The 25,062-nt window shown below is 71.2% G+C and carries 24 protein-coding genes and 1 rRNA gene; 6 read left to right on the forward strand and 19 right to left on the reverse strand.

Features of this window, described 5'->3' with window-relative positions; all coding sequences use genetic code 11:
- Positions 1 to 36: 36 nt before the first annotated feature.
- The 4 genes from AB0F52_RS33710 to xerD form a co-directional block, all read right to left on the reverse strand.
- A complete protein-coding gene (locus tag AB0F52_RS33710; RefSeq protein ID WP_103338603.1) occupies positions 37 to 933 on the reverse strand; it encodes a segregation/condensation protein A in 897 nt (298 codons plus the stop codon).
- Positions 933 to 1,352, reverse strand: a complete 420-nt coding sequence (locus AB0F52_RS33715; RefSeq protein ID WP_360179813.1) for a cobyrinic acid a,c-diamide synthase — start codon at positions 1,350 to 1,352, stop codon at positions 933 to 935. Before AB0F52_RS33715 ends, AB0F52_RS33710 begins: the two co-directional genes overlap by 1 nt.
- Positions 1,349 to 2,320: a ParA family protein gene (locus AB0F52_RS33720; protein WP_103338601.1), complete on the reverse strand. Its 972-nt coding sequence runs from the start codon at positions 2,318 to 2,320 to the stop codon at positions 1,349 to 1,351. Before AB0F52_RS33720 ends, AB0F52_RS33715 begins: the two co-directional genes overlap by 4 nt.
- 146 nt (positions 2,321 to 2,466) lie before the next feature.
- On the reverse strand, positions 2,467 to 3,369 hold the full coding sequence (gene xerD / locus AB0F52_RS33725) for a site-specific tyrosine recombinase XerD (RefSeq protein WP_103338639.1): 903 nt from the start codon (positions 3,367 to 3,369) through the stop codon (positions 2,467 to 2,469).
- A 104-nt stretch (positions 3,370 to 3,473) separates the two neighbouring features.
- On the opposite strand from xerD, the gene AB0F52_RS33730 reads away from it, so the two are divergent.
- Entirely contained in the window at positions 3,474 to 3,995 is a 522-nt protein-coding gene (locus AB0F52_RS33730) for a DUF1707 domain-containing protein (protein WP_360179815.1), read from the forward strand.
- A 78-nt stretch (positions 3,996 to 4,073) separates the two neighbouring features.
- Here the strand turns inward: AB0F52_RS33730 and AB0F52_RS33735 are convergent, their stop codons facing one another.
- The 4 genes from AB0F52_RS33735 to AB0F52_RS33750 all read right to left on the reverse strand — a co-directional run bounded on the left by AB0F52_RS33735 (position 4,074) and on the right by AB0F52_RS33750 (position 8,509).
- Positions 4,074 to 4,703 carry an NUDIX hydrolase gene (locus AB0F52_RS33735; protein ID WP_360179817.1) on the reverse strand — a complete coding sequence of 210 codons (630 nt, stop codon included), beginning with the start codon at positions 4,701 to 4,703 and terminating at the stop codon, positions 4,074 to 4,076.
- Positions 4,700 to 6,400, reverse strand: coding sequence for a CTP synthase (locus tag AB0F52_RS33740; protein WP_360179819.1), 1,701 nt, complete (start codon positions 6,398 to 6,400; stop codon positions 4,700 to 4,702). Before AB0F52_RS33740 ends, AB0F52_RS33735 begins: the two co-directional genes overlap by 4 nt.
- A gap of 89 nt (positions 6,401 to 6,489) precedes the next feature.
- Positions 6,490 to 7,650, reverse strand: coding sequence for an acyltransferase (locus AB0F52_RS33745; protein ID WP_360179821.1), 1,161 nt, complete (start codon positions 7,648 to 7,650; stop codon positions 6,490 to 6,492).
- 205 nt (positions 7,651 to 7,855) lie between these two features.
- The gene (locus AB0F52_RS33750; RefSeq protein ID WP_360179823.1) at positions 7,856 to 8,509 is read right to left on the reverse strand and encodes a GntR family transcriptional regulator; all 654 of its coding nucleotides are present in this window, start codon (positions 8,507 to 8,509) and stop codon (positions 7,856 to 7,858) included.
- Between the two features lie 148 nt (positions 8,510 to 8,657).
- Between AB0F52_RS33750 and AB0F52_RS33755 the strand changes: the two genes are divergently transcribed.
- The 4 genes from AB0F52_RS33755 to AB0F52_RS33770 all read left to right on the forward strand — a co-directional run bounded on the left by AB0F52_RS33755 (position 8,658) and on the right by AB0F52_RS33770 (position 12,733).
- Positions 8,658 to 10,079 carry an NCS1 family nucleobase:cation symporter-1 gene (locus AB0F52_RS33755; RefSeq protein WP_360179825.1) on the forward strand — a complete coding sequence of 474 codons (1,422 nt, stop codon included), beginning with the start codon at positions 8,658 to 8,660 and terminating at the stop codon, positions 10,077 to 10,079.
- Positions 10,076 to 10,783: an aspartate/glutamate racemase family protein gene (locus AB0F52_RS33760; protein WP_360179827.1), complete on the forward strand. Its 708-nt coding sequence runs from the start codon at positions 10,076 to 10,078 to the stop codon at positions 10,781 to 10,783. The genes AB0F52_RS33755 and AB0F52_RS33760 overlap by 4 nt, the downstream gene beginning before the upstream one ends.
- A gap of 90 nt (positions 10,784 to 10,873) precedes the next feature.
- Positions 10,874 to 12,199: an alginate lyase family protein gene (locus AB0F52_RS33765; protein WP_360179829.1), complete on the forward strand. Its 1,326-nt coding sequence runs from the start codon at positions 10,874 to 10,876 to the stop codon at positions 12,197 to 12,199.
- Positions 12,200 to 12,304: 105 nt separating this feature from the next.
- A complete protein-coding gene (locus AB0F52_RS33770) occupies positions 12,305 to 12,733 on the forward strand; it encodes a peptidase inhibitor family I36 protein (protein ID WP_360179831.1) in 429 nt (142 codons plus the stop codon).
- Between the two features lie 23 nt (positions 12,734 to 12,756).
- Here AB0F52_RS33770 and AB0F52_RS33775 read toward each other — a convergent pair whose 3' ends face one another.
- The 4 genes from AB0F52_RS33775 to AB0F52_RS33790 form a co-directional block, all read right to left on the reverse strand.
- A complete protein-coding gene (locus AB0F52_RS33775; RefSeq protein WP_360179833.1) occupies positions 12,757 to 13,707 on the reverse strand; it encodes a copper transporter in 951 nt (316 codons plus the stop codon).
- On the reverse strand, positions 13,704 to 14,888 hold the full coding sequence (steA, locus tag AB0F52_RS33780; protein WP_360179835.1) for a putative cytokinetic ring protein SteA: 1,185 nt from the start codon (positions 14,886 to 14,888) through the stop codon (positions 13,704 to 13,706). The genes AB0F52_RS33775 and steA overlap by 4 nt, the downstream gene beginning before the upstream one ends.
- An 88-nt stretch (positions 14,889 to 14,976) precedes the next feature.
- A complete protein-coding gene (locus AB0F52_RS33785) occupies positions 14,977 to 16,152 on the reverse strand; it encodes a DUF1266 domain-containing protein (protein ID WP_360179837.1) in 1,176 nt (391 codons plus the stop codon).
- On the reverse strand, positions 16,149 to 17,135 hold the full coding sequence (locus AB0F52_RS33790; RefSeq protein WP_360179839.1) for a zinc-binding alcohol dehydrogenase family protein: 987 nt from the start codon (positions 17,133 to 17,135) through the stop codon (positions 16,149 to 16,151). The genes AB0F52_RS33785 and AB0F52_RS33790 overlap by 4 nt, the downstream gene beginning before the upstream one ends.
- A gap of 65 nt (positions 17,136 to 17,200) precedes the next feature.
- Between AB0F52_RS33790 and AB0F52_RS33795 the strand changes: the two genes are divergently transcribed.
- Entirely contained in the window at positions 17,201 to 17,647 is a 447-nt protein-coding gene (locus AB0F52_RS33795; RefSeq protein WP_360179841.1) for a MarR family transcriptional regulator, read from the forward strand.
- 102 nt (positions 17,648 to 17,749) lie between these two features.
- On the opposite strand, the gene recN is transcribed toward AB0F52_RS33795, so the two are convergent.
- The 7 genes from recN to rrf all read right to left on the reverse strand — a co-directional run.
- Positions 17,750 to 19,528: a DNA repair protein RecN gene (gene recN, locus AB0F52_RS33800; RefSeq protein WP_360179879.1), complete on the reverse strand. Its 1,779-nt coding sequence runs from the start codon at positions 19,526 to 19,528 to the stop codon at positions 17,750 to 17,752.
- An 88-nt stretch (positions 19,529 to 19,616) separates the two neighbouring features.
- Positions 19,617 to 20,543 carry an NAD kinase gene (locus AB0F52_RS33805; RefSeq protein ID WP_360179843.1) on the reverse strand — a complete coding sequence of 309 codons (927 nt, stop codon included), beginning with the start codon at positions 20,541 to 20,543 and terminating at the stop codon, positions 19,617 to 19,619.
- Positions 20,540 to 21,367: a TlyA family RNA methyltransferase gene (locus tag AB0F52_RS33810; protein WP_360179845.1), complete on the reverse strand. Its 828-nt coding sequence runs from the start codon at positions 21,365 to 21,367 to the stop codon at positions 20,540 to 20,542. Before AB0F52_RS33810 ends, AB0F52_RS33805 begins: the two co-directional genes overlap by 4 nt.
- Positions 21,368 to 21,372: 5 nt before the next feature.
- Positions 21,373 to 21,570, reverse strand: a complete 198-nt coding sequence (locus AB0F52_RS33815; protein ID WP_360179847.1) for a hypothetical protein — start codon at positions 21,568 to 21,570, stop codon at positions 21,373 to 21,375.
- A 17-nt stretch (positions 21,571 to 21,587) separates the two neighbouring features.
- A complete protein-coding gene (locus AB0F52_RS33820) occupies positions 21,588 to 22,559 on the reverse strand; it encodes an HAD-IIA family hydrolase (RefSeq protein ID WP_360179849.1) in 972 nt (323 codons plus the stop codon).
- Positions 22,552 to 24,873 (reverse strand): hypothetical protein, encoded by a 2,322-nt coding sequence (locus AB0F52_RS33825; protein WP_360179851.1) that lies wholly within the window; start codon positions 24,871 to 24,873, stop codon positions 22,552 to 22,554. Before AB0F52_RS33825 ends, AB0F52_RS33820 begins: the two co-directional genes overlap by 8 nt.
- Positions 24,874 to 24,970: 97 nt before the next feature.
- A 5S ribosomal RNA gene (gene rrf / locus AB0F52_RS33830) occupies positions 24,971 to 25,062 on the reverse strand; the annotation flags it as partial.

Below are 25,062 nucleotides of genomic sequence, written 5' to 3' on the forward strand. Positions count from 1 at the left end.
CCCGCGGCGCCTCGGCCACTTCGTCGTTCTCGGGATTCACCCGTACTCCTCTTCGTCTCCGGCGGTGCGGTCCAGCTCGGCCGCCGCGGAGGCTTCTTCCTTCGAGCCGCCCGTCCAGCGGACGTGCAGCTCGGCCAGTGCCTCGCTCTGCTCGAACTGCACCGTCGCTTCGCGGTAGAGCTCCAGCAGCGCCAGAAAGCGTGCCACGATCTCCACCGTGTGCTCGCAGTCGTCGACCAGCTCGCCGAACGTCGCCTGGCCGCGTTCGGCCAGCATCACCCGCAGGATCGCCGCGTGCTCGCGCACCGAGATGCGGCCCATGTGGATGTGGGCGATCGACACCGTCGGCGGCGGCTTCGGCCGGAACACGGCCACCGCGATGTCGGCGAACTTCTGCGGCGTCACGCCCAGCATCACCTCGGGCAGCAACCCGATGAACCGCTCCTCCAGCGCCACCGACCGCGGGTAGCGCCGCAGCGCGTTCTGTTCCAGCTCGCCGAACAGGGCCGCCACCTGCTTGTACGCGCGGTACTGCAGGATCCGCGCGAACAGCAGGTCGCGGGCCTCGAGCAGGGCGAGGTCGTCCTCGTTCTCCACCTCGGCCGACGGCAGCAGCCGCGCCGCCTTGAGGTCGAGCAGGGTCGCCGCGATGACCAGGAACTCCGTGGTCTCGTCGAGGTTCCAGTCGGTGCCCAGCGCGCGGGTGTACGCGATGAAGTCGTCGGTGACCCGGTGCAACGCCACTTCGGTGACGTCGAGCTGGTGCTGCGAGATCAGCTGCAGCAGCAGGTCGAACGGTCCTTCGAAGTTGGCCAGCCGCACCTTGAACTTCGACGTGCTCAGTTCTTCGGTGTTGACGCCTTCGGGGATCATCCCGCCGTGCACTGTCTGGTGCTCTTCGGGGACCTCCGGAGCCGGTGCCGGCTCGTCCATCAGTCCTCGGTTTCGCCGCCGTCTGAGCCGACCACCCGCAGCCGCTGCACCAGCACCGATTCCTCGCCGTTCTGGTCGAAGTCGGCCAGCAGCACCGCCACCGCTTCACGCACCAGCCGGCCGCGGTCGACGACCAGGTCGTGCTTCGCGCGCAGCGTCAGCCGGGCCTGCTCCATGGCGACGAGCTCGTCGCCGGAGACGTACACGGTGATCTTCGCGTCGTGCTTGGTCCGGCCCGAGCCGTGCGGGGCCGCGCTGCGCGCGAGCTGGTCGGGCCGGACGTTGCCCGCGGGCTTCGGCTGGGGCTTCTCGACGGGCTCGGGCGGTGCCTGGGGAGGGAGATCGAGGGCGGGGCTGGCGGTGCTGGTCGTAATCCTGAAGAGTTCCGACGCTCCGGGCAGGGAAGCGCGCCTGCTCACCGAGCGATCACCTCGCGGGCCAGTTGGCGGTACGCCGCCGCGCCGGCCGACTTGGGCGCCCAGGTCGTGATCGGCTCACCCGCGACCGTCGTCTCGGGGAACCGCACCGTGCGGTTGATGACCGTGTCGAACACGGTCTCGCCGAATGCCTCCACCACGCGAGCCATGACCTCCTTCGAATGCAGGGTTCTCGGGTCGTACATGGTGGCGAGAATCCCGACTATGTCCAGTTTGGGGTTGAGGCGTTCCTGGACCTTCTCGATGGTGTCGATCAGGAGGGCGACGCCTCGCAGACTGAAGAACTCGCACTCCAGCGGGATGATCACGCCGTCCGCGGCGGTCAGCGCGTTCACCGTGAGCAAGCCGAGCGAGGGCTGGCAGTCGACAAGAACATAGTCGTAGTCGTTCATGACCGGACGCAGGACCCGTAACAACGTGTGCTCGCGCCCTACCTCCGCGACGAGCTGGACCTCCGCCGCGGACAGGTCGATGTTGCTCGGCAGCAGGTCAACGCCGTCGACGCGGGTTTTCATCAGCACGTCGGTGGCACTGACCGAGCGCTCCATGATGGCGTTGTAGACCGTCTGGTCCAGCTCGTGCGGCTGGATGCCGAGGCCGACGGCGAGCGCGCCCTGCGGGTCGAAGTCGACGAGCAGCACCTTGCGGCCGTACTCGGCGAGGGCGGCACCCAGGTTGATGGTCGACGTCGTCTTGCCGACGCCGCCCTTCTGGTTGCACATCGCCATGATCTTGGCCGGGCCGTGCTTGTCGAGCGGCGCCGGATCGGGGTGCTCGCGGATCGGGCGGCCGGTCGGGCCGATGCCCTCGAGCTTCACCTTCTTGCCGTTGCGCTCCGGCTGCTCGTCGCCGTCGTGGATCGCGGGCGTGGCGATGGTGACCTGGCTGAGGTTCGCCGCCGCCGACCCGGCGGACTCGGCCGGTACGGCCGGCTGGTTCGGTGTCGACATGGCGCGAAAGCTCCTTGTTCGTCAGCGTCGCCGCAGCCTATGTCCGGAGTCGGAGCCCCGGCAAAGCAACGCGCCGGACTCGACGGGTCAATGTCACTCGACCGTCAGTGCAGGCTGGCAAGGCTGTTCGCCGTTTACAGGGCCGTCTAGCCCAACGCTCGCGGGTGCGCCGTGGCGTACACCTCGCGCAAAGTGTTGACCGTGACCAGCGTGTACACCTGGGTCGTCGTCACCGACGCGTGGCCGAGAAGTTCTTGGACGACCCGGACATCGGCGCCGCCTTCGAGCAGGTGCGTGGCGAAGGAGTGGCGGAGGGTGTGCGGCGACACGACGGCGGTGATGCCCGCCCGCCCGGCGGTGTCCTTGAGGACCTGCCACGCGCTCTGCCGCGACAGCCGGCTGCCGCGGGCGTTGAGGAACAGCGCCGCCGTGCCCCGGCCGTGAGCCGCGAGCGCCGGCCGCGCGCGGACGGTGTAGGCGCTCAGCGCGGCGAGCGCCGGACGGCCGATCGGCACCAGCCGCTGCTTGCCGCCCTTGCCGTCGAGCAGCACGGTGCGCTCGGTGTCGTCGACGTCGTCGACGTCCAGGCCGACCGCCTCGGAGATCCGCGCCCCGGTGGAGTAGAGCAGTTCCAGCAGCGCCCGGTCCCGAAGCGGGCGCTCGCCGTCGGGCGGCGGGGTCTCGAGCAGCCGCAGCACGTCGTCGACCGGCAGCGCCTTGGGCAGCCGCTTCGCCGGCGTCGGCGGCCGGACTTCGCGGGCCGGGTTGTGCTCGGTGAGGCCCTCGGCGTGCGCGAACTTGTGCAGGCCCCGCACGGCGACCAGGGCCCGGGCGGCCGACGACGCGGCCAGGGGCTGGTGCTCGTCGTCGCCTTCACGCAGGGCGGCACCGAAGGCCGTGACGTGCGCGGACGTGACGTCGGCGATCTTCGCGACGCCCAGGCCGTCCAGGTGCGCGGCGTACCGGCGCAGGTCGCGGGCGTAGCTGTCCAGGGTGTTGCGCGCGGTCCCGCGTTCGACGACCAGGTGGTCGAGGTACGCGGCGATCACGCCGTCGGTGCTGCCCGCGGCTACCACGCCGTCACCTTAGGCCGCGCGGCGGTCGTGACCCGGGAGAAACCCCGTTCCCGGCGGCACGCGGTTACCGTGGAGCCATGGGGTCCGACGAACTCCGCATCGGGACGGCCGAGCGCGAAGAAGCCGCGAGGCTGCTCGCCGACCACTTCGGCATGGGCCGCATCACGCCGGACGAGTACGAGACGCGGGTGACCGACGCCTACGCGGCCACCACCCTGGGCGACCTGCGGCCGCTGTTCCGCGACCTCCCACAGCCGCACCCGGGGTTCTTCGGGGCGCCGCCGGCACCGCTGTACCCGCAGGCCACCGCGCAGCTGCCGGTGTACGGGCCGGACCCGTATGCGCCACCGGCCCCGGTGCCGTACGCGCCGTCGATGCCCCTGCCGTACTCGCCCCGGTCGAAGACGGTGGCCGGCGTGCTGCAGATCGTGCTGCCCTTCGGCGTCGGCCGGTTCTACACCGGCCAGACCGCGCTGGGCGTGGCTCAGCTCTTCGCCACGTTCTGCACCGGCGTCGGCGTGCTGTGGCCGATCATCGACGGCATCGTGCTCCTGGTCAACGGCGGCTCGGACGCCGAGGGCCGCCCGCTGCGTCCCTGAGCTCGCCGAATGCAGTGAATGACTCATTCCTGTCGTCCGATGACAGGAATGAGTCATTCACTGCGGCGAAGCCCGGGGTCAGGCTTGCTTGCGCTTGGCGAACGCGGTCGGGCGGTCCTCCCACGGAGCGTCCGCCGGACGCGGCGAGGCCACGCCGGTGAGCACCGCGTGGGTGGCCAGCACGCCGGAGACGGTGGCGCCGTTGAGCAGCTCGCCCGCCAGGGCCATCCGGACCGCCTCGGCGAGCGGGAACTTGCGGATGACCAGGTCCGCCTCCTCCTCGCCGAGCACCTCGCGGTCCACATCGGACAGCCCACGGGCCAGGAACACCCGCACGACCTCGTCGGTGAAGCCCGGCGACGCCGCGACGTCGACCAGGGTCACCCAGTCCGACGCGGCCAGGCCGACCTCCTCGACCAGCTCGCGCTTGGCCGTGCCGACCGGGTCCTCGCCGAGGTGGTCGATCAGGCCCGCGGGCAGCTCCCACAGCCGGTGCCCGATCGGGTGCCGGTACTGGTGGATGAGCGTGACCTGCTCCTCCTCGTCCAGCGCGACGATCGCCACCGCGCCGAGGTGCTCGATCACCTCGCGGACCGCGGTGTCCCCGCCCGGCATCACGACGTCGTCGATCCGCAGGCCGACGACGCGTCCGATGTGGACGTCCCGGCTGGCCGCGACGCTGAACTCGTGCTCGCCCGGCGCGGTCATCGGGCCGCCACCGGGGCTTCGGGCAGCTCGACCGGCAGCCGCTCGGCGACCTTGCGGTCGACGACGGCCTTGACGAACGCGCTGAACAGCGGGTGCGGCCGGGTCGGGCGGCTCTTGAGCTCGGGGTGCGCCTGGGTGCCGACGAAGAACGGGTGCTTGTCGGCGGGCAGCTCGACGAACTCGACCAGGCGGTCGTCCGGCGACGTGCCGGAGAAGACCAGGCCCGCGTCCGCGAGCTGCTTGCGGTAGGCGTTGTTCACCTCGTAGCGGTGCCGGTGCCGTTCGGAGACCTCGGTGGTGCCGTAGGCCTTCGCGACCTGCGAACCCGCCTTGAGCTTCGCCGGGTAGGCGCCGAGCCGCATGGTGCCGCCCATGTCCCGCTCGCCCGCGACGACGTCGCGCTGGTCGGCCATGGTCGAGATCACCGGGTGCTTGGTGTTCTCGTCGAACTCCGACGAGCCCGCGTCCTCGATGCCGGCCAGGTGCCGGGCGGCCTCGATGACCATGCACTGCAGGCCGAGACACAGGCCGAGCAGCGGGACGCCGCGGGTGCGCGCGTACTCGATCGCGCCGACCTTGCCCTCGATGCCGCGGATGCCGAACCCGCCCGGGATCAGCACACCGTCCACATCGGACAGCACGGAAGCCGCCCCGGACGCGGTCTGCGCGTCGTCGGAGGCGACCCAGACGATCTCGACCTTCGCGCGGTGGGCGAACCCGCCCGCGCGCAGGGCCTCGGTGACCGACAGGTAGGCGTCCGGCAGGTCGATGTACTTGCCGACGACCGCGATCCGCACGATCTCGCTGGGGTTGTGCACCCGGTCGAGCAGGTCGCCCCACACCGTCCAGTCGACGTCGCGGAACGGCAGCCCGAGGCGGCGGACGACGTAGGCGTCGAGCGCCTCGCCGTGCAGCACCTTCGGGATGTCGTAGATCGACCGCGCGTCCGGGCAGGCGATGACGGCCTCGGTGTCGACGTCGCACATCAGGCCGATCTTGCGCTTGAGGTCCTCGGGGATCTCCCGGTCGGCCCGGCAGACCAGCGCGTCGGGCTGGATGCCGATGTTGCGCAGCGCGGCGACCGAGTGCTGGGTCGGCTTCGTCTTGAGCTCGCCCGACGGCGCCAGGTACGGCACCAGCGAGACGTGCAGGAAGAAGCAGTGGTCCCGGCCGACGTCGTGGCGGACCTGGCGGCAGGCCTCCAGGAACGGCAGCGACTCGATGTCGCCGACCGTGCCGCCGACCTCGGTGATGACGACGTCCGGCGACTGGCCGTTTTCGTCCGGCTCGGCCGCGGCGGTGATCCGGGCCTTGATCTCGTCGGTGATGTGCGGGATGACCTGCACGGTGTCGCCGAGGTACTCGCCGCGGCGCTCCTTGGCGATCACCTCGGAGTAGACCTGGCCGGTGGTGACGTTGGCCTTGCCGTCGAGATCGCGGTCGAGGAACCGCTCGTAGTGGCCGATGTCGAGGTCGGTCTCGGCGCCGTCGTCGGTGACGAACACCTCACCGTGCTGGAACGGGTTCATCGTCCCGGGGTCGACGTTGAGATAGGGGTCGAGCTTCTGCATCGTGACGCGAAGCCCGCGTGCGGTAAGGAGCTGACCCAGGCTGGAAGCCGTGAGTCCCTTACCCAGAGAGGAGGCAACGCCTCCGGTGACAAAAACGTACTTGGTTGCCCGTGACTGAAGTCCCACGGGCCGCCAGCATATCCCACCGCTGCGGATCCGCGCGTTCAGACATGCCCGAACCTTCCGATATGACCTGAGCCACCCACCCGGGTGACTTAAGCCGCAACCTTCACCGGACGCAGCCGCGGCCGGCCGGTGAGCGCCCGGCTCCCGGGCAGCCGCCGCAGGACCTCCACGATCAGGACGGTCAGGGCGATCGTCCCCGCGTAGATGATCACGCTCAGCCACGGTGCGCCGAACCGCTCCGCGACGTGCGGGATCGCCGGCCCGAGCAGCGCCAGGGCGAGCGGGTGCACGAGGAAGATGCTGAACGACCGGTTCGCCGCCCACGAGACCACCCGGGCCCCGCGGCTGCCTTCCCGGCGGCGCGCCGCCCACCTCGTCGCCAGCGCGTAGATCGCCGCGATCACGGTGAGGAACCACGGGATCAGGTACGGCTGGAACGGGTCGCTGGCCACCTGCGGGAAAGTTCCACTGTGGACGGTCCGGAAGTAGTACCACTCGGTGCCGGCCAGCACCGCCACCACCGCGCCGCCGAGCAGCAGCCGGTGCCGCCCGGCCCAGGCGTGCACGGTCTCGAAGTGCATGGCCACCACCGCGCCGAACAGCGTGTAGAACTGGTACGGCACGATCGTGCCGTACAGGTGGGTGATCGTCTCGTAGCTCACGCCGAGCGGCTGGTAGGTCATGAACAGCGTCACGCCGACCTGCAGCAGCCCACTGCCGAGCAGCAGCCACTTGTGCTTGCCCTCGGTCGCCCGAAGCAGCTTCATCAGCGCCGGGAACAGCAGGTAGACCTGCATCGTCACGAGCAGGAAGTACAGGTGGTACCAGGCACCGCCGGTGACGAGGTCCTTGAGCAGCAGGCGCATCGACGCCTCGAGCGAGCCCGGCTGCTGCTCGCCGGTCACCAGGCCGTACGCCCAGAAGAACATCGACCACGCGAGGTACGGCGTGGCGACCAGCGGGAGCCGCCGCCGCCAGAAGTCACCCGCGGTGAACTCGCGGCGGCGGTTCTGGAACACCAGCACGAACCCGGTGAGCGCGAAGAAGGCTTCCCGGGTGAAGTGCAGCGGCGTCTCGACGGCGTTGGCCCCGACGTCCTGCGCGAAGTTCGTCGCGCCCACCACGTGGATGAGGATGACGCAGGCGAAGGTGACCAACCGGAAGAGGTCGATCTGGTGGAGGTAGGGCGCTTTGCCGCCCGGTCTCGTAGCGGGGGCGGGGGCCTCGAGCGTGGCCTGGGCAGTCGTCATCGTGCCGCCGATCCGGCACCGTCGTCGGCGTGGTTCACGTTGTCAGACTTGCCACCCATTCTGTGAATTTCCCATGAAGCCGCTGGGAAGCGCCTGTTGGCCGGGCTGTTCCGCACTGTCGGATATGCCACTGCCGCTCAAGGAGCGAGGGCCCCGCGATCATGTTAACGCGTGAGTTGTCAGGTACGCAGCGTGACCTTCGTCATCAAGCTGTGACCTGGGGAAAGAGCGACCTCAGCGTGACGTCCCGATTGACCCGCACGTGCTCCACCGCGGACGCCTTGGCGCGCTCGGCGTCCCCCGACGCGATCGCCTCGTAGAGCCGCCGGTGTTCGTCGAGCAGCTCCGCCCAGTGCTCGTTCTGGCTCGTGAGCCAGCGGAGCCGGCCTTCGAGGGGCTGGAGCATGGTCGTGAGCAGCGCGTTGCCCGCGATGGCGACGATCTCGTCGTGGAAGCGCGAGTTCAGCACGGTGATCCGGGCGGCGTCACCGCGGGCCGTCGCGCGGGCGGCGTCGGCGAGCACGCGGTCGAGCCGCTTCAGCTCCGCCGCGCCCGCGCGGGCCGCCGCCAGCCCGGCGGCCAGCCCTTCGAGGGCCTCCCGGACGTCGAACAGCTCCTCGACGTCGACCCGGGCCAGCTGCCGGACGACGACCCGGCGCGGCGACTGGACGACGAGGAACCCTTCGGCCTCCAGGCTGCGGATGGCCTCACGGACCGGGACGCGGGAGACGCCGAGGTCCTCGGCCAGCTCGCGCTCCACCAGCCGGTCACCCGGGCGGAGCCGGCCGGTCAGGATCCGTTCGCGCAGCTCCTCGCGCACCCGCTGCCGGGTGGCCGCGAGGGGTTGCCGCTCGTTCACCGCGCCCCTCCTTCAACACCGCCGTAACCGGCCGTTACACGAGTTTATCGGCCGGAGGGTTGACTCGGGCGGACGCCGGGGTGATATTTGGGATTCCAAAGTTTGGTATCCCAAATCGCCGTCCCTGCACGTCGATCGGAGGACCATCATGACCGCCGCCCCGCTCACCGAACCCTCGCAAGAAACCACCCCGCCGCCCGATCCCCGCCTCTGGAACGAAGACCTGGGCCCCGCGAAGGAACGCCGGTGGAAGGTCTACGACATCTTCGCGCTGTGGATGTCCGACGTGCACAACCTCGGCAACTACACCTTCGCGGCCGGCCTGTTCGTGCTCGGCCTGTCGGCGTGGCAGGTGTTCACCGCGCTGCTGTTCGGGTTCGTCATCATCTACGCCGGCATGAACCTGATGGGCCGGATCGGCCAGCGCACCGGCGTGCCGTTCCCGGTCGTGGCGCGGATCAGCTTCGGCACGTTCGGCGCCAACCTGCCCGCGCTGATCCGGGCGGTCATCGCGATCTTCTGGTATGGCATCCAGACCTACCTCGCGAGCGTCGCCATCACGCTGCTCGTGCTCGCCATCGACCCGGGCCTGAAACCCCTGACCGAACACGGCTTCCTCGGCCTGCACGCCCTCGGCTGGATCTGCTTCGTCGCGCTGTGGGCGGTCCAGGCGCTGATCCTGACCCGCGGTATGGAGTCGGTGCGCAAGTTCCAGGACTGGTGCGGCCCGGCGATCTGGGTCGTGATGATCGCGCTCGCCGGCTGGATCCTCGCCGCCGGGCACTGGAACATCTCCTTCACCAGCAGCCCGAAGCAGCTGTCCACCGGCGAGCAGATCCGGCAGTGGTTCGGCGCGGCCGGGCTCATCCTGGCCACCTACGGCACGCTCATGCTCAACTTCTGCGACTTCTCCCGCTTCGCCCCGGACCAGAAGACCGTGCGGCGCGGCAACTTCTGGGGCCTGCCGATCAACTCGACGGCGTTCGCGCTGCTGTCGGTGGTCGTCACCGCGGGCAGCATGCAGGTGTTCGGCGAGGCGATCACCGACCCGGCCGAGCTGCTGTCCAAGGTGCACAACACGCCGGTGCTCATCGTCGGCGCGCTGACGTTCGCGGTGGCGACCATGGGCGTCAACATCGTCGCGAACTTCGTCTCCCCCGCCTACGACCTGGCCAACATCTGGCCCAAGCGGATCAGCTTCACCGTCGGCGGGATGATCAGCGCGGTCGCGGCCCTGTGCGTGCTGCCGTGGAAGCTGTACTCCTCGCCGGCGGTGGTCAACTACTTCCTCGGCGGCCTCGGCGCGTTCCTCGGCCCGCTGTTCGGCATCATGATCGTCGACTACTACCTGATCCGCCGCGGCGAGGTCGACGTCGCGCAACTGTTCGTCGACGGCGGGATGTACCCGCGGGTGAACCCGCGCGCGCTGGTGACGTTCTTCCCGACCGCCGCGCTGGCCGCGGTGATCGCGCTGGTGCCGTACTTCGCGCCGGCCGCGCCGTACTCGTGGTTCATCGGCACGGCGTCGTCGGCTGCCCTGTACTACGCGGTTTCCAGGAAGCATCGATGAGGATCGTCGTCACCAACTGCAACACCACCGAGGCGATGACGAAGGAGATCGAAGCCGGGGCCCGCGCGGCCGCGAGCCCCGGCACCGAGATCCTCGCCCGGACGCCACGCTGGGGTCCGGAGTCGGCCGAGGGCTGGCTGGACAGCTTCCTGTCCGCCGCGGCCGTGCTGGACCTGTTGCGGGGCCTGGACGAGCCGTTCGACGCCGTGGTGCTCGCCGGGTTCGGCGAGCACGGCCGCGAGGGCGCGCGCGAGCTGCTGGACGTCCCGGTCGTCGACATCACCGAGGCCGCCGCGCACCTGGCCTGCCTGCTCGGCCGCCGCTACGGCGTGGTGACCACTTTGGACCGGACGTGCGGGCTGATCGAGGACAGCCTGCACGCCGCCGGCGTCGCGCAGAACTGCGTCGCGGTCACCGGCGCCGGGCTCGGCGTGCTGGAGCTGACCGACGGCCGCCGGACCGAGTCGGCGTTGCTCACCGCGGGCCGCCGGGCGCGGGACGCCGGGGCCGAGGTGCTGGTGCTCGGCTGCGCGGGGATGACCGGGCTGGACCGGAAGATCGCGACGATGCTGGACATTCCCGTCATCGACGGCGTCGCGGCCGCCGTCCGGCTCGCGGAGTCGCTGGTGGCGCTGGGACTCAAGACGAGCCGCGCGGGGTCGTACGCGAAGCCGCTGGACAAGCGCCGTACCTGGCCTGATTGACACCCGCCGCTTCGCCCGGTCAGAATCCCCGCAGCCGTACCGCCGCCCGGTGACGAGTGGGGATTTGACGTCCCCGAAAAGGCGGTCGAAGTGCGAAGGGTTTTGGGCGCACTGGCGTTGTCGGTGAGCGTGGTCCTGGTGCCGGTGAGCGGGACGGCGGTGGCCGCGTCGCCACCGCACACCACGGATTCTTTCGGGGGTCCGGGTGGCGGAGCCCCCGGCCGGGGCGGGGCCCCGCACACCATCGTCACCGACGGCGCCAAGCTCGCGAACGTCAAGCAAGCGATCCGCGGTGGCCACGCGACCAAGGCCCAGCGCGACGCGCTGAAGGCGGTGCTGGCCAAGGCGGACACCGCGCTCACGGCCGGACCGTGGTCGGTCATGGACAAGCCGTCCGCGCCGCCGAGCGGCGACAAGCACGACTACACGAGCCAAGCGCCCTACTGGTGGGCGAGCCAGCCGAAGACACCGGAGAACCCGCAGGGCTGCCCGTACGTCAGCAAGGACGGCCAGCGCAACCCGGAGGCCGACGCGATCACCGACCACACCTACCGGATGTGGGCCTGGGACGCGATGTACTACCTCTCGCTGGCCTGGTACTACACCGGGGACGCGAAGTACGCGAAGCGGGCGGCGCTGGACATCCGGACGTGGTTCCTCGACCCGGCCACCCGGATGAACCCGAACATGGCGTATTCGCAGATCGTGCCGTGCCGCAACACCGTGAGCGGCACGGGGATCATCGACTCCACCCAGTCGTTCAGCCAGCTGATGGACGCGTTCGCGCTCCTCGACGGCGGCGCGCCGGGCTGGACCGGGACGGACCGCTCCGGGATCAAGGCCTGGCTGACGCAGTACCTGAGCTGGATGCAGACCAGCCCGCAGGCCAAGCTGGAACTGGCCGCCACCAACAACCACGGCACGTTCCTCGACATGCAGAACGCGACGATCTCGGCCTACCTGGGGAAGCGTTCCGAAGCGAAGAAGATCGTGGTGGACGCGGAGCAGAGGCGGTTCCCGGTGCAGTTCGCCGCGGACGGCAGCCAGCCGCTCGAGCTCTCGCGCACGATGTCGTGGCACTACGTCAACTTCAACCTGACGGCGTGGGGCCGGCTGGCGGAGGTCGGCAGGAACCTGGGCGTCGACGTCTGGAAGTACCGGGCGGCGAACGGCGTGACGTTGCGGAAGGTCGTCGACCAGCTGATCCCGGCCGCGCTGCACGGCGCGGAAGTCTGGCCCCACCAGCAGATCGGCGTGTTCGACCAGTCGATCGCGGCGGACATCTTCCACGCGGCGGCCGAGGAAGCCCACGACACGGACACGGCGAAGGCACTCAAGCAGATGCCGTTGCCGGCGGGTGGCGACACGTGGCCGGTGCGGGTGTCCTGCTTCCCGCTCGACCCGCCCCTGAAGTGAACCGGCCGATCGGGTGATCGTCCCCGCCGGCCCTCAACCGGGAGACCGGCCGAGGCGTGGTCACGGCAAGGCGCACCCGCGCCACCAGCGACTCGGGAGGTCACTTTGGGAACCACCGGCAAACGTCTGTTCCGGGCGGTGCTCGCCACCGGCGGAGCCGTCGTTCTGCTCGCCGCGGCCGCGCCCGCGGCGAGCGCGGCGACGGCCCGCAACGGAATCTGTGAAACGGGCGAGTTCTGCTTGTACTACGGCCCCGACGAAACCGGCTCGGTCTCGGACTTCAGCGGGCCGATCCCGAACTACGGCAGCACCCAGCCGGGCTGCTACGAGTTCAAAGGACCGGGCTCCGGCCACGGGCTGTGCGTGAAGAACCACGCCAAATCAGCGCGGAACAACACCCGGAGCTACGTGGTGAAGATCTACTACAACAGCTATTACGGCGGCAGGCACGTCAGCTACAACCCCGGCGGCGAAGGGGGTCTCGAATACATCACCAACGAAAACGCCTCACACGATTTCGAGCTCGTCAGCTGAAGCGGGAAAACGCGCCGGCCGGGTCAGTTCCCGGCCGGTGCGGTGACGCCCGGCGCCGGGGCCTGCGCGTTGCCCGCCACGCCGTAGCGGCCCGCGCCGCCGTCGAGCTGTTCCTTCAACGCCAGCACCGTGCTCACCCGGCCCGCCGACGTGTCCGCGTTGTCCACTGTGGACAGGATCGACGTCGCCGACGTGTCCGCCCGGACCACGCCCAGCGCGCCGGTGCCGTCCGCGGAACCGGCGTCGCCCGCCAGGACCGCGCCCGCGCCACTGCGGTCGAGCTGCGTCGCGACCCGGGCGATCGTCGCCGCGCGGTCGCCCGCCCCGTCGCCGGTCGCCTGGGCGCCGGTGAGCACGATCGCCAGCTGCGCCGGCTTGACGTCCTGGCTCGCCTTGACGAAGCCGCCATCGGTGAGGCCGCTCAGCGCGGCCGCCAGCTCCTCCGGCGAGGACTGCGGTTTCGCCGTCGTCTTGTCCAGCAGCAGCACCGAACCGAGCAGCGCGCCGGCCAGCGTGCCGGAGTCGCCCGCGGTCGGGAACTTCGAACCGGCCGGCTGCAGCCGCGTGACGACGTCGCGGAGCTGGTCGGCCTTCCGGGGGTCGGGGAACGCCGCCGTCAGCTGCACCTCACCGGTCACCGAAGCCCCGGCCTGGCCGATCAGCTGCTTGACCGCGTCCCGGTCGGCCGGGCGCGCGTCTTCGGTGGTCACCAGCACGACCGACCGCTTGTCGAGCACGCCGGCGACGACCTTCGGGCCCATCGAGCCGGCGAAGGCGTCGGCGTCGGCCAGCCGGGCGTTGAGCGCGTTGCGCTGCGCCTCCAGGTCGGCGACCTGGCTGCCGAGGTCCTTCTTCTCCCCCGCCAGCCCGGACAGCAGCGAGCCGTTGAGCGCCGTCGAGCCGAGCACGACGCCGACGGCCAGCGCGAGGAAGCAGGCGGCGATGGAAACTACGTGGTAGCGGAGCGAAATCACGTGAACAATCCCTTGGCCCAGGCGAAGAACGAATTCCAGGTGTGCCGGAGCCAGTCGAGGTAGACCGAGCCCACGTCGGACACCAGCAGCGCCGCGGCGACCACCACCACGGCGGCGAGGACGAGCAGGACGACCGCGCCGATCGACACCCGGTTGCGGTGCAGCGTCGCCACCGCCTTGCCGTCGACGAGCTTCGTGCCCAGCTTCAGCCGGGTCAGGAACGTCGACGGGTTCGAACCGGACCGGCCGTGGTCGAGGAATTCGCGCAGCGTGGCCTGGAAGCCGACGGTGACGACCAGGGTCGCGCCGTGCGCGTCGGCCAGCAGCAGGGCGAGGTCTTCGGCGTTGCCGGACGCGGGGAACGTCACCGCGCCGATGCCGAGGTCCTGGATGCGCTCGACACCCGGCGCGTGCCCGTCGGGCTGGGCGGGCACGACGACCTCGCCGCCGCCGCGCAGGGTCGCGGTGCCGATGCCGGTGGGGTCGCCGACGATGACGTCCGGCTGGTAGCCCTGCACGCGCAGGGTGTCGGCGCCGGCGTCGACGCCGATCAGCACCGGGCGGTGCTCGACGATGTACTTCTTGAGCTTCTTCAGGTCCTCGGCGTGCCCGTTGCCGCCCGCGACGACCAGGACGTGCCGGTCCCGCAGCGGCACCTTCAGCTCGGGGACGCCGACGCCGTCGAGGATCAGGGTGCGCTCGCGGCGCAGGAATTCGATGGTGTTGGCCGAGAACGCCTCCAGCTGCGTCGACATCCCCGCCTTCGCCTCGATCATCTGGTCGGCGACGCTCTCGGTGGTCTGCTCGATGCCGGAGGCGACCTGCCGTTCGCCGATGTAGACGACGCCGTCGAGCAGCCGCAGCTTCGTGCCGTCCTTGATCGAGCGCAGCAGCTCGCCGCCGACCGAATCGACGAGCGGGATGCCGGCCGCGACGAGGATCTCCGGGCCCATGTTGGGGAACCGGCCGGAGATCGACGGCGACGCGTTGACCACGCCCGCGACCTCGGCCTCGACCAGGGCGTCGGCCGTCGCGCGGTCGAGGTCCAGCTGGTCGAGCACGACGATGTCGCCGGGACTGATCCGGCGCAGCAGCTCCCGGGTGCGGCGGTCGACCCGGGCGACCCCGGTGATCCCCGGCAGGGGTTCTTGATTCCGCGTGAGCAGACCCGTGAGCTTCATGTGGCCGATGGTGACAAATTTGCTCGTGGGACGAGGTACGCCACGCCGTAGCCGGGGTGACTCATTGTGGTGACCTCCCCCGCACGGGTCAGGCCTCGGACTCCTCCGACAGCGAGCCGAAATCGAGGTTCAGCCAGGGGCTGGCCGGATCCTGAAGGAGCTGGTGGTGGACGCGCACGGCCGCCGGGTACCACTCGCCGAACTCGTCCTCGCCGGCGTCCAGCACCCGGCCCATGACGTACCCCGCCGACAGGTCGGCCCATGACTGGTGGTAGCGGCGCGCGAGGGAACCGGCTTCGAGCACCATCAGCTCGGCGCTCAGCGCGTCGCAGTAGCCGGCCGCCAAGCCCCCGCGGGCGATGGTGACCGCCCGGCCGACGTCCCAGGACAGCGCCGTCGTCACGCAGCCGTCCGGGTCGACCAGACCGTCGGCGCGCAGCCGCCGCTCGTACCGGGACACCCGGCGGACGGTGTCCCGCAGCTCGTCGGCCTGGTCCGCGGCGTCGTTCTCCGCGCACCACCGGTCCACCAGCTGCGCCCAGGTCAGCGGGTCGAACTCGGCACCCGGCAGCCCGTACTCGGCGGCGAACCGCAGGCGCAGCATGAGGACCAGGTTGCCGGGCGTCAGCGCGTAGCCGTCGCCGACCAGGTCGGTCATGGTCGCGCGCCAGCCGGCCGGGTCGGGCACGCCCCACCAGTCCCGCAGGCTGCGCACCTCGGCGACGTAGTCGTGGTAGCGGCCGTCGAGGAGGTTCCAGGGCGCCGCGTTGAGCACGGCCAAGTGGGCGCCGCAGGCCAGCGCGTGCGCGATCGGCCCCTCGAGGTGCCCGTACGGCGCGGTGATCAGCCGCTCGACCTGCTCCTCGAGCGGCGTGACGTCGCCCGCGTGCGCGTCGAGCCACGGCTGCAGCGTCGCCCCCGACAGCCGCCACTCCGCGCGGGTGCCACGGTTGAACACCACGCGCTCGTGCCGCCCGACGCCGTCGACCGCCCAGTCGAGCGCGCCGCTCATGGCGACGACGTCCGAGCCGAAGTCCGGCAGCGCGCCGCGGCTGAAGACCTGGAGGAACTCGTCGCCGCCGGTCTCGAAGTAGACGTTCGGGAAGGTCTCCGCCCGCTCGTCGAGGATGCTGCGGGCGTCCACCCGCCGGATCGGCACGAACAGCTCCTCGCCCGCGAGCAGGCCGAGGTAGCGGTCGAGGTCGCCGTCCCGCCGCGCGGCGGCGAGCTGGGCTTCGACATCGGCGGGCGGCGGCAGGATCACGGGGCGGCTCCCTCCGCTCGGCCGGTCAGCACGACGAGCTTGCCCGCCGTCCGGTTGTGCTCCAAGTCGTCGTGCGCCTGCCGGATCTCGTCCATGGCGTACACCTTGGCCGGGCCGAGGGTCGCTTCGCCGTCGGCGATCCGGTCGAGGTGGCGCTGGAGGACGGAGGCCGGCAGGTCGTCCGCCTCACCACCATAAGCGGTCAACCGCACGCCGGTGGGAAGGTAGCCGATCGGATAGAAGTTCGAGATCGTCCACTGGTTGGACAGCATGCCGCTGAAGCAGACGGTCCCGTGCACGCGGGTGGCGTTCAGGGTGTCCGGCAGGGTCGGGGTGCCGACGAGTTCGAGCGCGGCGTCGACGCCGCCGGGCACGATCTTACGGACCTGTTCGGCGACATTCCCGTCGTCCAGCAGGGGGTGGTCGACGCCGTGTTCGCGCAGGGTTTCGATGCGTCCGGGCTGCCGCGTGGTCGCGAAGACGGTGGCGCCGAAGTCTTTCGCCAGGGTCGCGGTGGCGAACCCGAGCGCGGACGTGCCCCCGCGGATCAGCAGCGTCTGGCCGTCCTTCAGGTCGAGGCCGGTGGTGAGCGAGCCGTACGCGGTCTGCAGCGTCTCCGGGACCTGGCCGAGGACCGCCCAGGGCAGGCCGGAGCGGAACGGGATGACCTGATTTTCGGGCACCAGCGTGTATTCGGCGTAGCCGCCGTCGAAGGTGCGGCCCATGCCGCCCATCATGGTGGCGACCTGCTGGCCGGGCGTGAAGCCACCGCCGGCGTCGACGATCCCGACAGCCTCGATCCCGGGCACGCGCGGGAAGGTGACGCCTTCGGCCAGCCCGAGCCGGGTGTGCAGCTCGGACCGGTTGAGACCGAACGCCTTGACGGCGATCCGGACCCAGCCGGGTTTGACCTCGGGCAGCGGGAGGTCGGTGAGTTCGAGGTTTTCGACGGGACCGGGTTCCCGGAGTACTACCGCGCGCATCCTGGGTCCTTTCTTCGCAAGCGAACAGTCCGCACAACAACTGTTCGCGCGAGTAGTATTCCCGGGTGAGCCTTTCCCCAGAGCACGATGCGGCCTGGCGAGGATTCCTGCGGTCTTCGGCGCTGCTGCTGCGGGTGCTGGACGCCGAGCTGCGCGCCGCACACGGGATGTCGCACCGCACGTACGACGCACTGGTGCAGCTGTCGGAGGCCCCGGACCGGCGGCTGCACATGAAGGACCTGGCCGCGGCCTTGGTGCACAGCGCGAGCGGCCTGACCCGGATCGTCGACGGCCTCGAGTCGTCGGGTTACGCGCGCCGCGAGCCGGACCCGGCGAACCGCCGGTCGACGCTGGTGGTGCTGACCGGCGAAGGCCTGGCGGCGCTGGAGCGAGCGTGGCCGACCCACGTGCGCGGAGTCCAGCGGCACTTCGCGGACCGGATGACCGGTGAGCAGGCGCGCGTGCTGGCGAAGGTGTTCGGCGGCATCAACACCGACCTCGAAGACCGCTGACCTGTCCGCAGCGTCGCGAATGACTCATTCGGGACGTCCGAGGTCGCGAATGAGTCATTCGCGACCTTTCCCGGCGACCCACCACCCCGGCCGGGCGGTGAGCTACTTCTTTTTGGCCCGCTTCTTCTTCGGCTCGAACTCCGTCTTGTCCTTCTCCGCCGTGGCCAGCAGTTCCTCCGCGTGGGCCCGGCCCGTCTCGTTGTCCATGCCCGCGAGCATCCGGGCCAGCTCACTGACCCGCTCGGTCTGGCTCAGGTTCTTCACACCGCTTCGGGTCACCCCGCCGGTGTGGCCCTTGTCCACCACCAGGTGCTGGTCCGCGAACGCCGCGACCTGCGGCAGGTGCGTCACCACCAGAACCTGGTGGGTCCGGGCCAGCCGGGCCAGCCGGCGGCCGATCTCGACCGCCGCGCGGCCGCCGACACCCGCGTCGACCTCGTCGAACACCAGTGTCTGGACCGTGTCCGCGTGCGCGAGGACCACTTCGATCGCCAGCATCACCCGCGACAGCTCGCCACCCGAGGCGGCCTTGTGGACCGGCAGCGGCGGCGCGCCGTCGTGCGCGCGCAGCAGCAACTCGACGTCGTCGACGCCGTCCGGGCCCGCGTGCACCGCGCGGCCGTCGATGGTCAGCGCGTGCGTGTCGCCGTGCTCGGCCGGGCGCTGCTCGACCGTCACCTCGATCGCCGCCTGGCCCATCGCCAGCCCGGACAGCTCGCTGGTGATTTCCGCCGCCAGCGCCGCGGCGGCGTCGACTCGCGCCGCCGACACTTCGGACGCGTGCGCGGCCAGCTGGATCGCGAGCTGGTCGCGCCGCAGCGCCAGCTCGGCGAGCGCCTCCTCCGACGTGTCCATGGTTTCCAGCCGGCGCCGGGCGTCGTCGGCCCAGGCGAGCACGCCGTCGACGTCCGCCGCGTACTTGCGCGTCAGCCGCTTGAGGTCGGCCTGGCGGGCCAGCACCTTCTCCAGCAGTGCCGGGTCGGCGTCCAGCGTCTCGACGTAGTTGCCCAGCTCGGCCCCGACGTCGGTGAGCAGCACCGACGCCTCTTCCAGCCGCGGCGCCAGCTCCCGCAGCGCGGCGTCCTCCGCCGTCGAAAGGCGCCGCAGCGCCTCCGAAACCAGGCCCATCGCGCCCGGTGCGTCCGGGTCGCCGTCCGGGGAGCCGGACACCGCGACGTGCGCTTCGGTCGCCGTCGCGCGCAGCTCGTCGACCGCCGCGAGCCGCTTGATCTGGTCGGTGAGCTCGACGTCCTCGCCCGGCTGCGGTGCGACGGCGTCGATCTCGGTCAGCCCGTGCTTGAGCAGGTCGGCCTGCTGGGCCATCTCCCGCGAGCGCGTCGACCGCTCGGTCAGCTCCGCGATCACCGCCAGCCACTCCGACCGGATCTCCTGGTACGTGCGCAACGGCTTCGCCACCGAATCGCCGGCGAACCGGTCGATCACCGCGCGCTGCTCGGCCGGCCGCAGCAGCCGCAGCTGGTCGTTCTGCCCGTGCACCGCGATCAGCTGTTCCGACAGCTCCGCGAGCACGCCGACCGGCACGGACCGGCCCCCGAGGTGGGCGCGGGACCGCCCGTCGACAGCGACCGCGCGCAGCGCGATCACGCTGCCGTCCTCGTCCACGTCCGCGCCCGAATCGACGACGATCCGCTCGGCGCCTTCGACGCCGGCGTAGGTGAACCGCCCTTCGACGAACGCTTTGAGCATTCCCGTCCGGACCTTGGACACCTCGGCTCGGCCCCCGGACAGCAGGTGCAGTCCGGTGACGACCATGGTCTTGCCCGCACCCGTCTCACCGGTCACGACGGTGAAGCCCGCGTGCAGTTCCAGCAGGGCGTCCTCGATGACTCCGAGGCCCTGGATGCGCATCTCGGCCAGCACGCCGCCTACGGTAGCGGCCACCACCGACACTCTGCGCGCCCGCCACCCCGGCGCGTCGCCGATATGTTCGAATATTGCGCCGAGCGGGTCAGTCGCAGGGACGCGCGTGCCGCTCGCGCCAGCTCTTCACCGGCAGGGAGAACTTCTGCACCAGGCGGTCGGTGAACGGGCCGTCCCAGAGCCGGACCAGCCGCACCGGGGTCTTGCCGCAGGTCACGCGCACCCGCGCGCCCGGCAGCAGATCGATGGGCCGGGTCCCGTCGCAGGTCAGCACCGCGGACGAGCCGTCCGGGTCGATCCCGACGGTGATCACGGAGTCGCGGGAGACGACCAGCGGGCGCGCGAACATCGCGTGCGCGTTGCTCGGCACCACCAGCAGCGCCTGGACGTCCGGCCAGATGATCGGGCCGCCCGCCGAAAACGCGTACGCGGTCGAGCCGGTCGGTGTGGCGCACAGCACACCGTCGCAGCCGAAGGCGGACACCGGGCGGCCGTCGACCTCGATCAGCGCGTCCAGCACCCGCTCCCGGGTGCTCTTCTCCACGCTGGCTTCGTTGAGCGCCCAGGTGCGGGCGACCTCTTCGCCGTCGTGGGTGACCGAGACGTCGATGGTCATCCGCTCTTCGACCTGGTAGTCGCCGTCGACCACCCGCTGGACGGTGTCGGCCAGCGCGTCGGAGTCGGCTTCGGCGAGGAAGCCGACGCGCCCGAGGTTCACGCCCAGCACCGGCACGCCGGCCGGCCGGGCCAGCTCGGCCGCGCGCAGCAGCGTGCCGTCGCCGCCGAGGACGAAGACCAGCTCGACGCCGTCGGCGGGGTTGTCGTCCGGGTCGACGACCGTGCAGGTCGCGCCGAGGCCGTGCTCCTCGGGGCTGATCAGCGCGCAGACGTCGTGCTCGGTCACCCGGATCCGGATGCCGGCCTTGGCGAAGCGCGCCGAAACCTCGCGCGCGGCTTCGCCCGTCGCTTCGCGATCGGGGTGCACCAACAGGAGCACTTCACGTTCGGTGGTCATGCGGGCCCTTCCTCGACGGCGGTCCGGACGAGCCGCTCGGCCTCAGACCTGTCTACTGTGTCCACAGTGGACTCGGCCACGTTGGTTTTCGTCAGCCACACGAAGTACTCGACGTTCCCGGACGGCCCGGGCAGCGGGCTGGCGGTCACCCCGCGCAGCGCGAGCCCGAGTTTCGCGGCCTCGTCGATGACGGTGAGCACCGATCCGGCGCGCAGCTCGGGGTCCCGGACCACGCCGCCGCTGCCGAGGCGGTCCTTGCCCACCTCGAACTGCGGCTTCACCATCGGCACCAGATCGGCGCCTTCGCGCGCGCAGGCCGCGAGCGCGGGCAGCACGAGCTTGAGCGAGATGAAGCTCAGGTCCCCGACGATCAGGTCGACCTGGCCGCCGAGGTCTTCAGGGGTGAGGTTGCGGACGTTGGTGCGATCCATGACCACGACACGTTCGTCGGTGCGGATCCGCCAGTCGAGCAGCCCCCGGCCGACGTCGGCGGCGATGACGGTCGCGGCACCGTTGCGGAGCAGGACGTCGGTGAAGCCGCCGGTGGACGCGCCGGCGTCGAGGCAGCGCTTGCCCTCGGCGCTCAGGTCCGTGAACGCCGCCAGCGCGCCGAGGAGCTTGTGCGCGCCGCGCGAGGCCCAGCCGGGGTCGTCTTCGTCCTTGACGACGATCGGCGCGCCGGATTCCACGCCGGTGGCGGGCTTGGTCGCGACCATGCCGCGGACGGTGACCTTGCCGCCGGCGATCAGGGCGGAGGCCTGCTCGCGCGAGCGGGCGAGGCCGCGCCGAACCAGTTCCGCGTCGAGGCGGGCCCGCTTGGGCACGCTGATCAGACCTTGTCGATGCTGGACAGGGCGACCGTCAGCTCGGTGTGCACGGCGTCGAAGCGCTCGACGTGCTCCGCGAGCGGCAGCGCGTCCAGGTCGGCCAGCCCGGCGACGGCTTCGTCGATGCCGGCCCGCGGGTCGGTCTGCTGCGAGAACGAACCGGGCGGCGGGCCCGGGACGGGAGAGGGATGGTCCTGCACGGTGCAAACGGTATCAGTCAGCGGTCGCCCAGCCGCGCCTCGGCGTCGCCGCCGAGCTCCGTGACGCCGGTTTCCCAGGCCGTGTGGCAGAGAGCTCGGAGCAGGTCCAGGTCGTCGCCGTCACCCGTCGCGGTGAGGACGCCGCCCTCGGTGCTGACGGTCCAGCCCGGCCGGGGACCGATCTTGAGGTCTTCGGCCGGCTGGGTGAGCGCCGTGAGGTCGTGGGCGAGGTAGGTGGCCCGCTCGGCCGGGACCGCCTCGATCAGCTGCTTCGGCGTCGCCACGCCGGACAGGACGACCAGGGAGTCGATGCCCGCGGCGACCGCGCCGGCGATGTCGGTGTCGAGCCGGTCGCCGACGACCAGCGGCCGCTCCGCGCCGGCCGACCGCGCGGCGGTGTCGAACAGCAGCGGCTGCGGCTTCCCCGCGACCAGCGGTTCGACATCGGTGGCGGTGCGCAGCGCGGCGACCATCGAGCCGTTGCCGGGCAGCAGGCCGCGCTCGCTGGGCAGCGTCGCGTCGACGTTGCAGGCCACCCACAACGCGCCGGCGCGGATGGCCAGGCAGGCCTCGGCCAGCGCGGCCCAGGTGTTGTCCGGCGAGTGCCCCTGGACGACGGCCCGGACACCGTCGCCGTTCTCCCGCACCGGCGTCAGGCCGGCCCCGGAGACTTCGGCGGCGAGCGACTCGGTCCCGACGACGAGGACCTCGGCGCCGGGCTCGAGCCGTTCCTTCAGCAACTGGACGCCGGCCTGGGCGCTGGTGTGCACCTCGCCGGTCTCGGCGGGCATGCCGAGACCGGTGAGGTGCGCGACGACCTCGTCCGGCGCCTTCGAGGCGTTGTTCGTGACGAACCGGACGGGCGTGCCGTGCTCCCGCGCGGCCCGCACCGTCTCCGGGGCACCCGGGATCACCCGGGTGCCGTGGTAGACGGTGCCGTCGAGGTCGAAGAGGACCGCGTCGTAGGCCGCGAGGAGAGCGTCACTCATCGGTCGCTTCGGTGTCCTTTTCCTCGGCGGCCTTTTCCACGGTGTTCTTTTCCTTGGTGGCCTTTTCGTCGGCGTTCTCGTTCGACAGGTCGGCGGCGCGCTCCGCGGCGTCGGTCTCGTCCTCGGCGTCGGCCTCGGCGGCGTTGAGGAACCACCGGATGGCCTCGTCCTTGCGCCCGGCGGCCGCGAGGTTGTCGGCGTAGGCGTAGAAGAGCCGCGCGCTCCACGGGTCGCGCTTCTCGGCCTTGAGGTCGTCACCCTGCAGCGAGACGACGGCGGCGTCCAGCTGCCCGAGGTCCCGCCGCGCCCCGGCCGCGACGATCGCGAGCTCGACCTGGATGGCCTTGCCCAGCTTCGTCGTGTCGGCTTCCTTCGCGAGGTCGAGCGCCCGCTCCGGACGGCCGAGCGCCCGCTCGGCGTCGGCGATGATGGCGATGTGGTCGTCGCTGCGGGTCATCCGGCGGACGGCCCGCAGTTCGGAGAGGGCTTCGGACCAGTTGCCGGCGTGGTAGGCGACCAGGCCGAGGGCTTCGCGCACGATCGGCACGCGCGAGGCCTTGGCCTTGGCGTACTTGGCGTGCTCGAGGGCGGCCTCGGGATCGCTGTCGATCAGGCCACCGGCGGCGACGAGGTGCTTCCCGACGGTCTCGGCCAAGCCCTTCGGCAGCGTCCGCAGCTCGCGGCGGGCTTCCTCGTCGAGGTCGGAGAACTCGATGTCCTCGGGAAGCTCGGGCGCTTCGAGGAGTTCCCTGGCGAGCGCCTCGTCGTCGAGCGGGGCGCCGACCTTCGGCCGCGGGTCCCGGCGGGGCCGGTCACTCTGGCCGCGGCTGTCGCGGAAGCCACCGCCGGTGCGCTCGCCACGGTTGTCCCGGCTGTCGCTGCGGGAGTCGTCGCGCCGCTGGTAGCTGCTGCGCTCACCACGCGAGTCGTCGCGGCGGTCGCTGCCACCACGCCCGCGGTCGTCCGAACGGGCAGCACCCGTCCGGGTACCACGGTCATCGTCGCGACGCTGGTAACTGCCACGCTCACCGCGCGAATCATCGCGCCGGTCATCGGAGCGTGGGCCACCGGTGCTGCCACCGCGGTCATCACGGCGCTGGTAGCTGCCACGCGAGTCTTCGCGACGGTCGCTGCCACCACGGCCCCGGTCATCCGAACGGAAACCGCCGGTGCTGCTGCCGCGGTCATCACGGCGCTGGTAGCCGCCACTTGAACTGTCACGCCGGTCGCTGCCACCCGAGCGGGAGCCACCGGTGCTGCCACCGCGATCGTCGCGGCGCTGGTAGCTGCCACGCGAATCGTCGCGACGGTCGCTGCCACCACGGCCCCGATCGTCCGAGCGGAAACCGCCGGTGCTGCCACCGCGGTCATCCGAGCGCGATCCGCTGGTACTGCCACCGCGGTCGTCGCGACGCTGGTAACCACCACTCGAACTGTCACGACGGTCGCTGCCACCTGAGCGGAAACCACCGGTGCCGCTACCGCGATCGTCGCGGCGCTGGTAGCTGCCACGCGAATCGTCGCGACGGTCGCTGCCACCCGAGCGGAAGCCACCGGTGCTGCCACCGCGGTCATCGCGACGCTGGTAACCACCACTCGAACTGTCACGACGGTCGCTGCCACCCGAACGGAAGCCACCGGTCCGGGCGCCGCGCGAATCGTCGCGGTCTTGGCCGCCGCGGCCGCGGTCGTCCGAACGGAAGCCTCCCGGGCGGCTGCCGCGGTCGTCGTCGCGGCGGGCGGAACCGCCGCGGTCTTCCCAGCGGGGCTTGCGGTCGCCGTAGGACGACTTGCCCTGCGGCCGGCCGCCCCGGTCTTCGTAGCCGCGGCCCGAGCTGTCGTTGCGGGTACCCGAACGGCTGTTGCCCCGGTCCTCGTACCGGCTCCCCGGCCGGCCGGTGCCACGGTCGTCGGAGCGGGCGCCGCCGGAGCGGCTCGGGCCATCGGAGAAGCGGCTGCCACCCGGGCGGCCGCCGGACGGGCGGCCGGCGGAGTCGCGCTTGCCGTAGCCGCCCTTGCGATCGTCGCGGTCGCTGAAGCTGCGGCCGCCGCTGCGGCTCTGACCTGCGGATCCTCCGCGCTGATCGCGGTCACGGGGACCGTCGCCGCCGCGGAAGGGCTTGCCGCCGCCGCGGACGCCGTGGTCGTCACGGCGCGGGCGCCCCTGGTGCGTGCTGTCGCGGCCGCCGCGGTCCTGCCGCGCGCCGCGCCGGTCTCCCCCGGATCCGTCCGATCGGCCCCGGGAGCCTTCGTCCCGGCGTGCCGACCGGCCGGACCCATCATCGCTTGAGTCTCGTCGACCGAACTCGGACACCTGGCCTCCTGCCATGGAAAAAATCTTGTTCTGGACATACGCGTACGGCCCGTCAGGGCAGCCAACTGGCTATCCTAACGGGCCGTACGGAAGGTAAGTTCGGCGGTGTCCTACTCTCCCACAACCCTTCGGTTGCAGTACCATCGGCGCTGTCAGGCTTAGCTTCCGGGTTCGGAATGGGACCGGGCG

The organism is Amycolatopsis sp. NPDC024027 (assembly GCF_040638975.1).
Taxonomy (GTDB): domain Bacteria; phylum Actinomycetota; class Actinomycetes; order Mycobacteriales; family Pseudonocardiaceae; genus Amycolatopsis.

Excerpts from the sequence above, each read along its gene's own strand:
- AB0F52_RS33710 (WP_103338603.1), bottom strand. The coding sequence starts at position 933 with ATGGACGAGCCGGCACCGGCTCCGGAGGTCCCCGAAGAGCACCAGACA.
- AB0F52_RS33720 (WP_103338601.1), bottom strand. The coding sequence starts at position 2,320 with ATGTCGACACCGAACCAGCCGGCCGTACCGGCCGAGTCCGCCGGGTCG.
- AB0F52_RS33730 (WP_360179815.1), top strand. The coding sequence starts at position 3,474 with ATGGGGTCCGACGAACTCCGCATCGGGACGGCCGAGCGCGAAGAAGCC.
- AB0F52_RS33735 (WP_360179817.1), bottom strand. The coding sequence starts at position 4,703 with ATGACCGCGCCGGGCGAGCACGAGTTCAGCGTCGCGGCCAGCCGGGAC.
- AB0F52_RS33745 (WP_360179821.1), bottom strand. The coding sequence starts at position 7,650 with ATGACGACTGCCCAGGCCACGCTCGAGGCCCCCGCCCCCGCTACGAGA.
- AB0F52_RS33755 (WP_360179825.1), top strand. The coding sequence starts at position 8,658 with ATGACCGCCGCCCCGCTCACCGAACCCTCGCAAGAAACCACCCCGCCG.
- AB0F52_RS33760 (WP_360179827.1), top strand. The coding sequence starts at position 10,076 with ATGAGGATCGTCGTCACCAACTGCAACACCACCGAGGCGATGACGAAG.
- steA (WP_360179835.1), bottom strand. The coding sequence starts at position 14,888 with ATGAAGCTCACGGGTCTGCTCACGCGGAATCAAGAACCCCTGCCGGGG.
- AB0F52_RS33790 (WP_360179839.1), bottom strand. The coding sequence starts at position 17,135 with ATGCGCGCGGTAGTACTCCGGGAACCCGGTCCCGTCGAAAACCTCGAA.
- AB0F52_RS33805 (WP_360179843.1), bottom strand. The coding sequence starts at position 20,543 with ATGACCACCGAACGTGAAGTGCTCCTGTTGGTGCACCCCGATCGCGAA.
- AB0F52_RS33820 (WP_360179849.1), bottom strand. The coding sequence starts at position 22,559 with ATGAGTGACGCTCTCCTCGCGGCCTACGACGCGGTCCTCTTCGACCTC.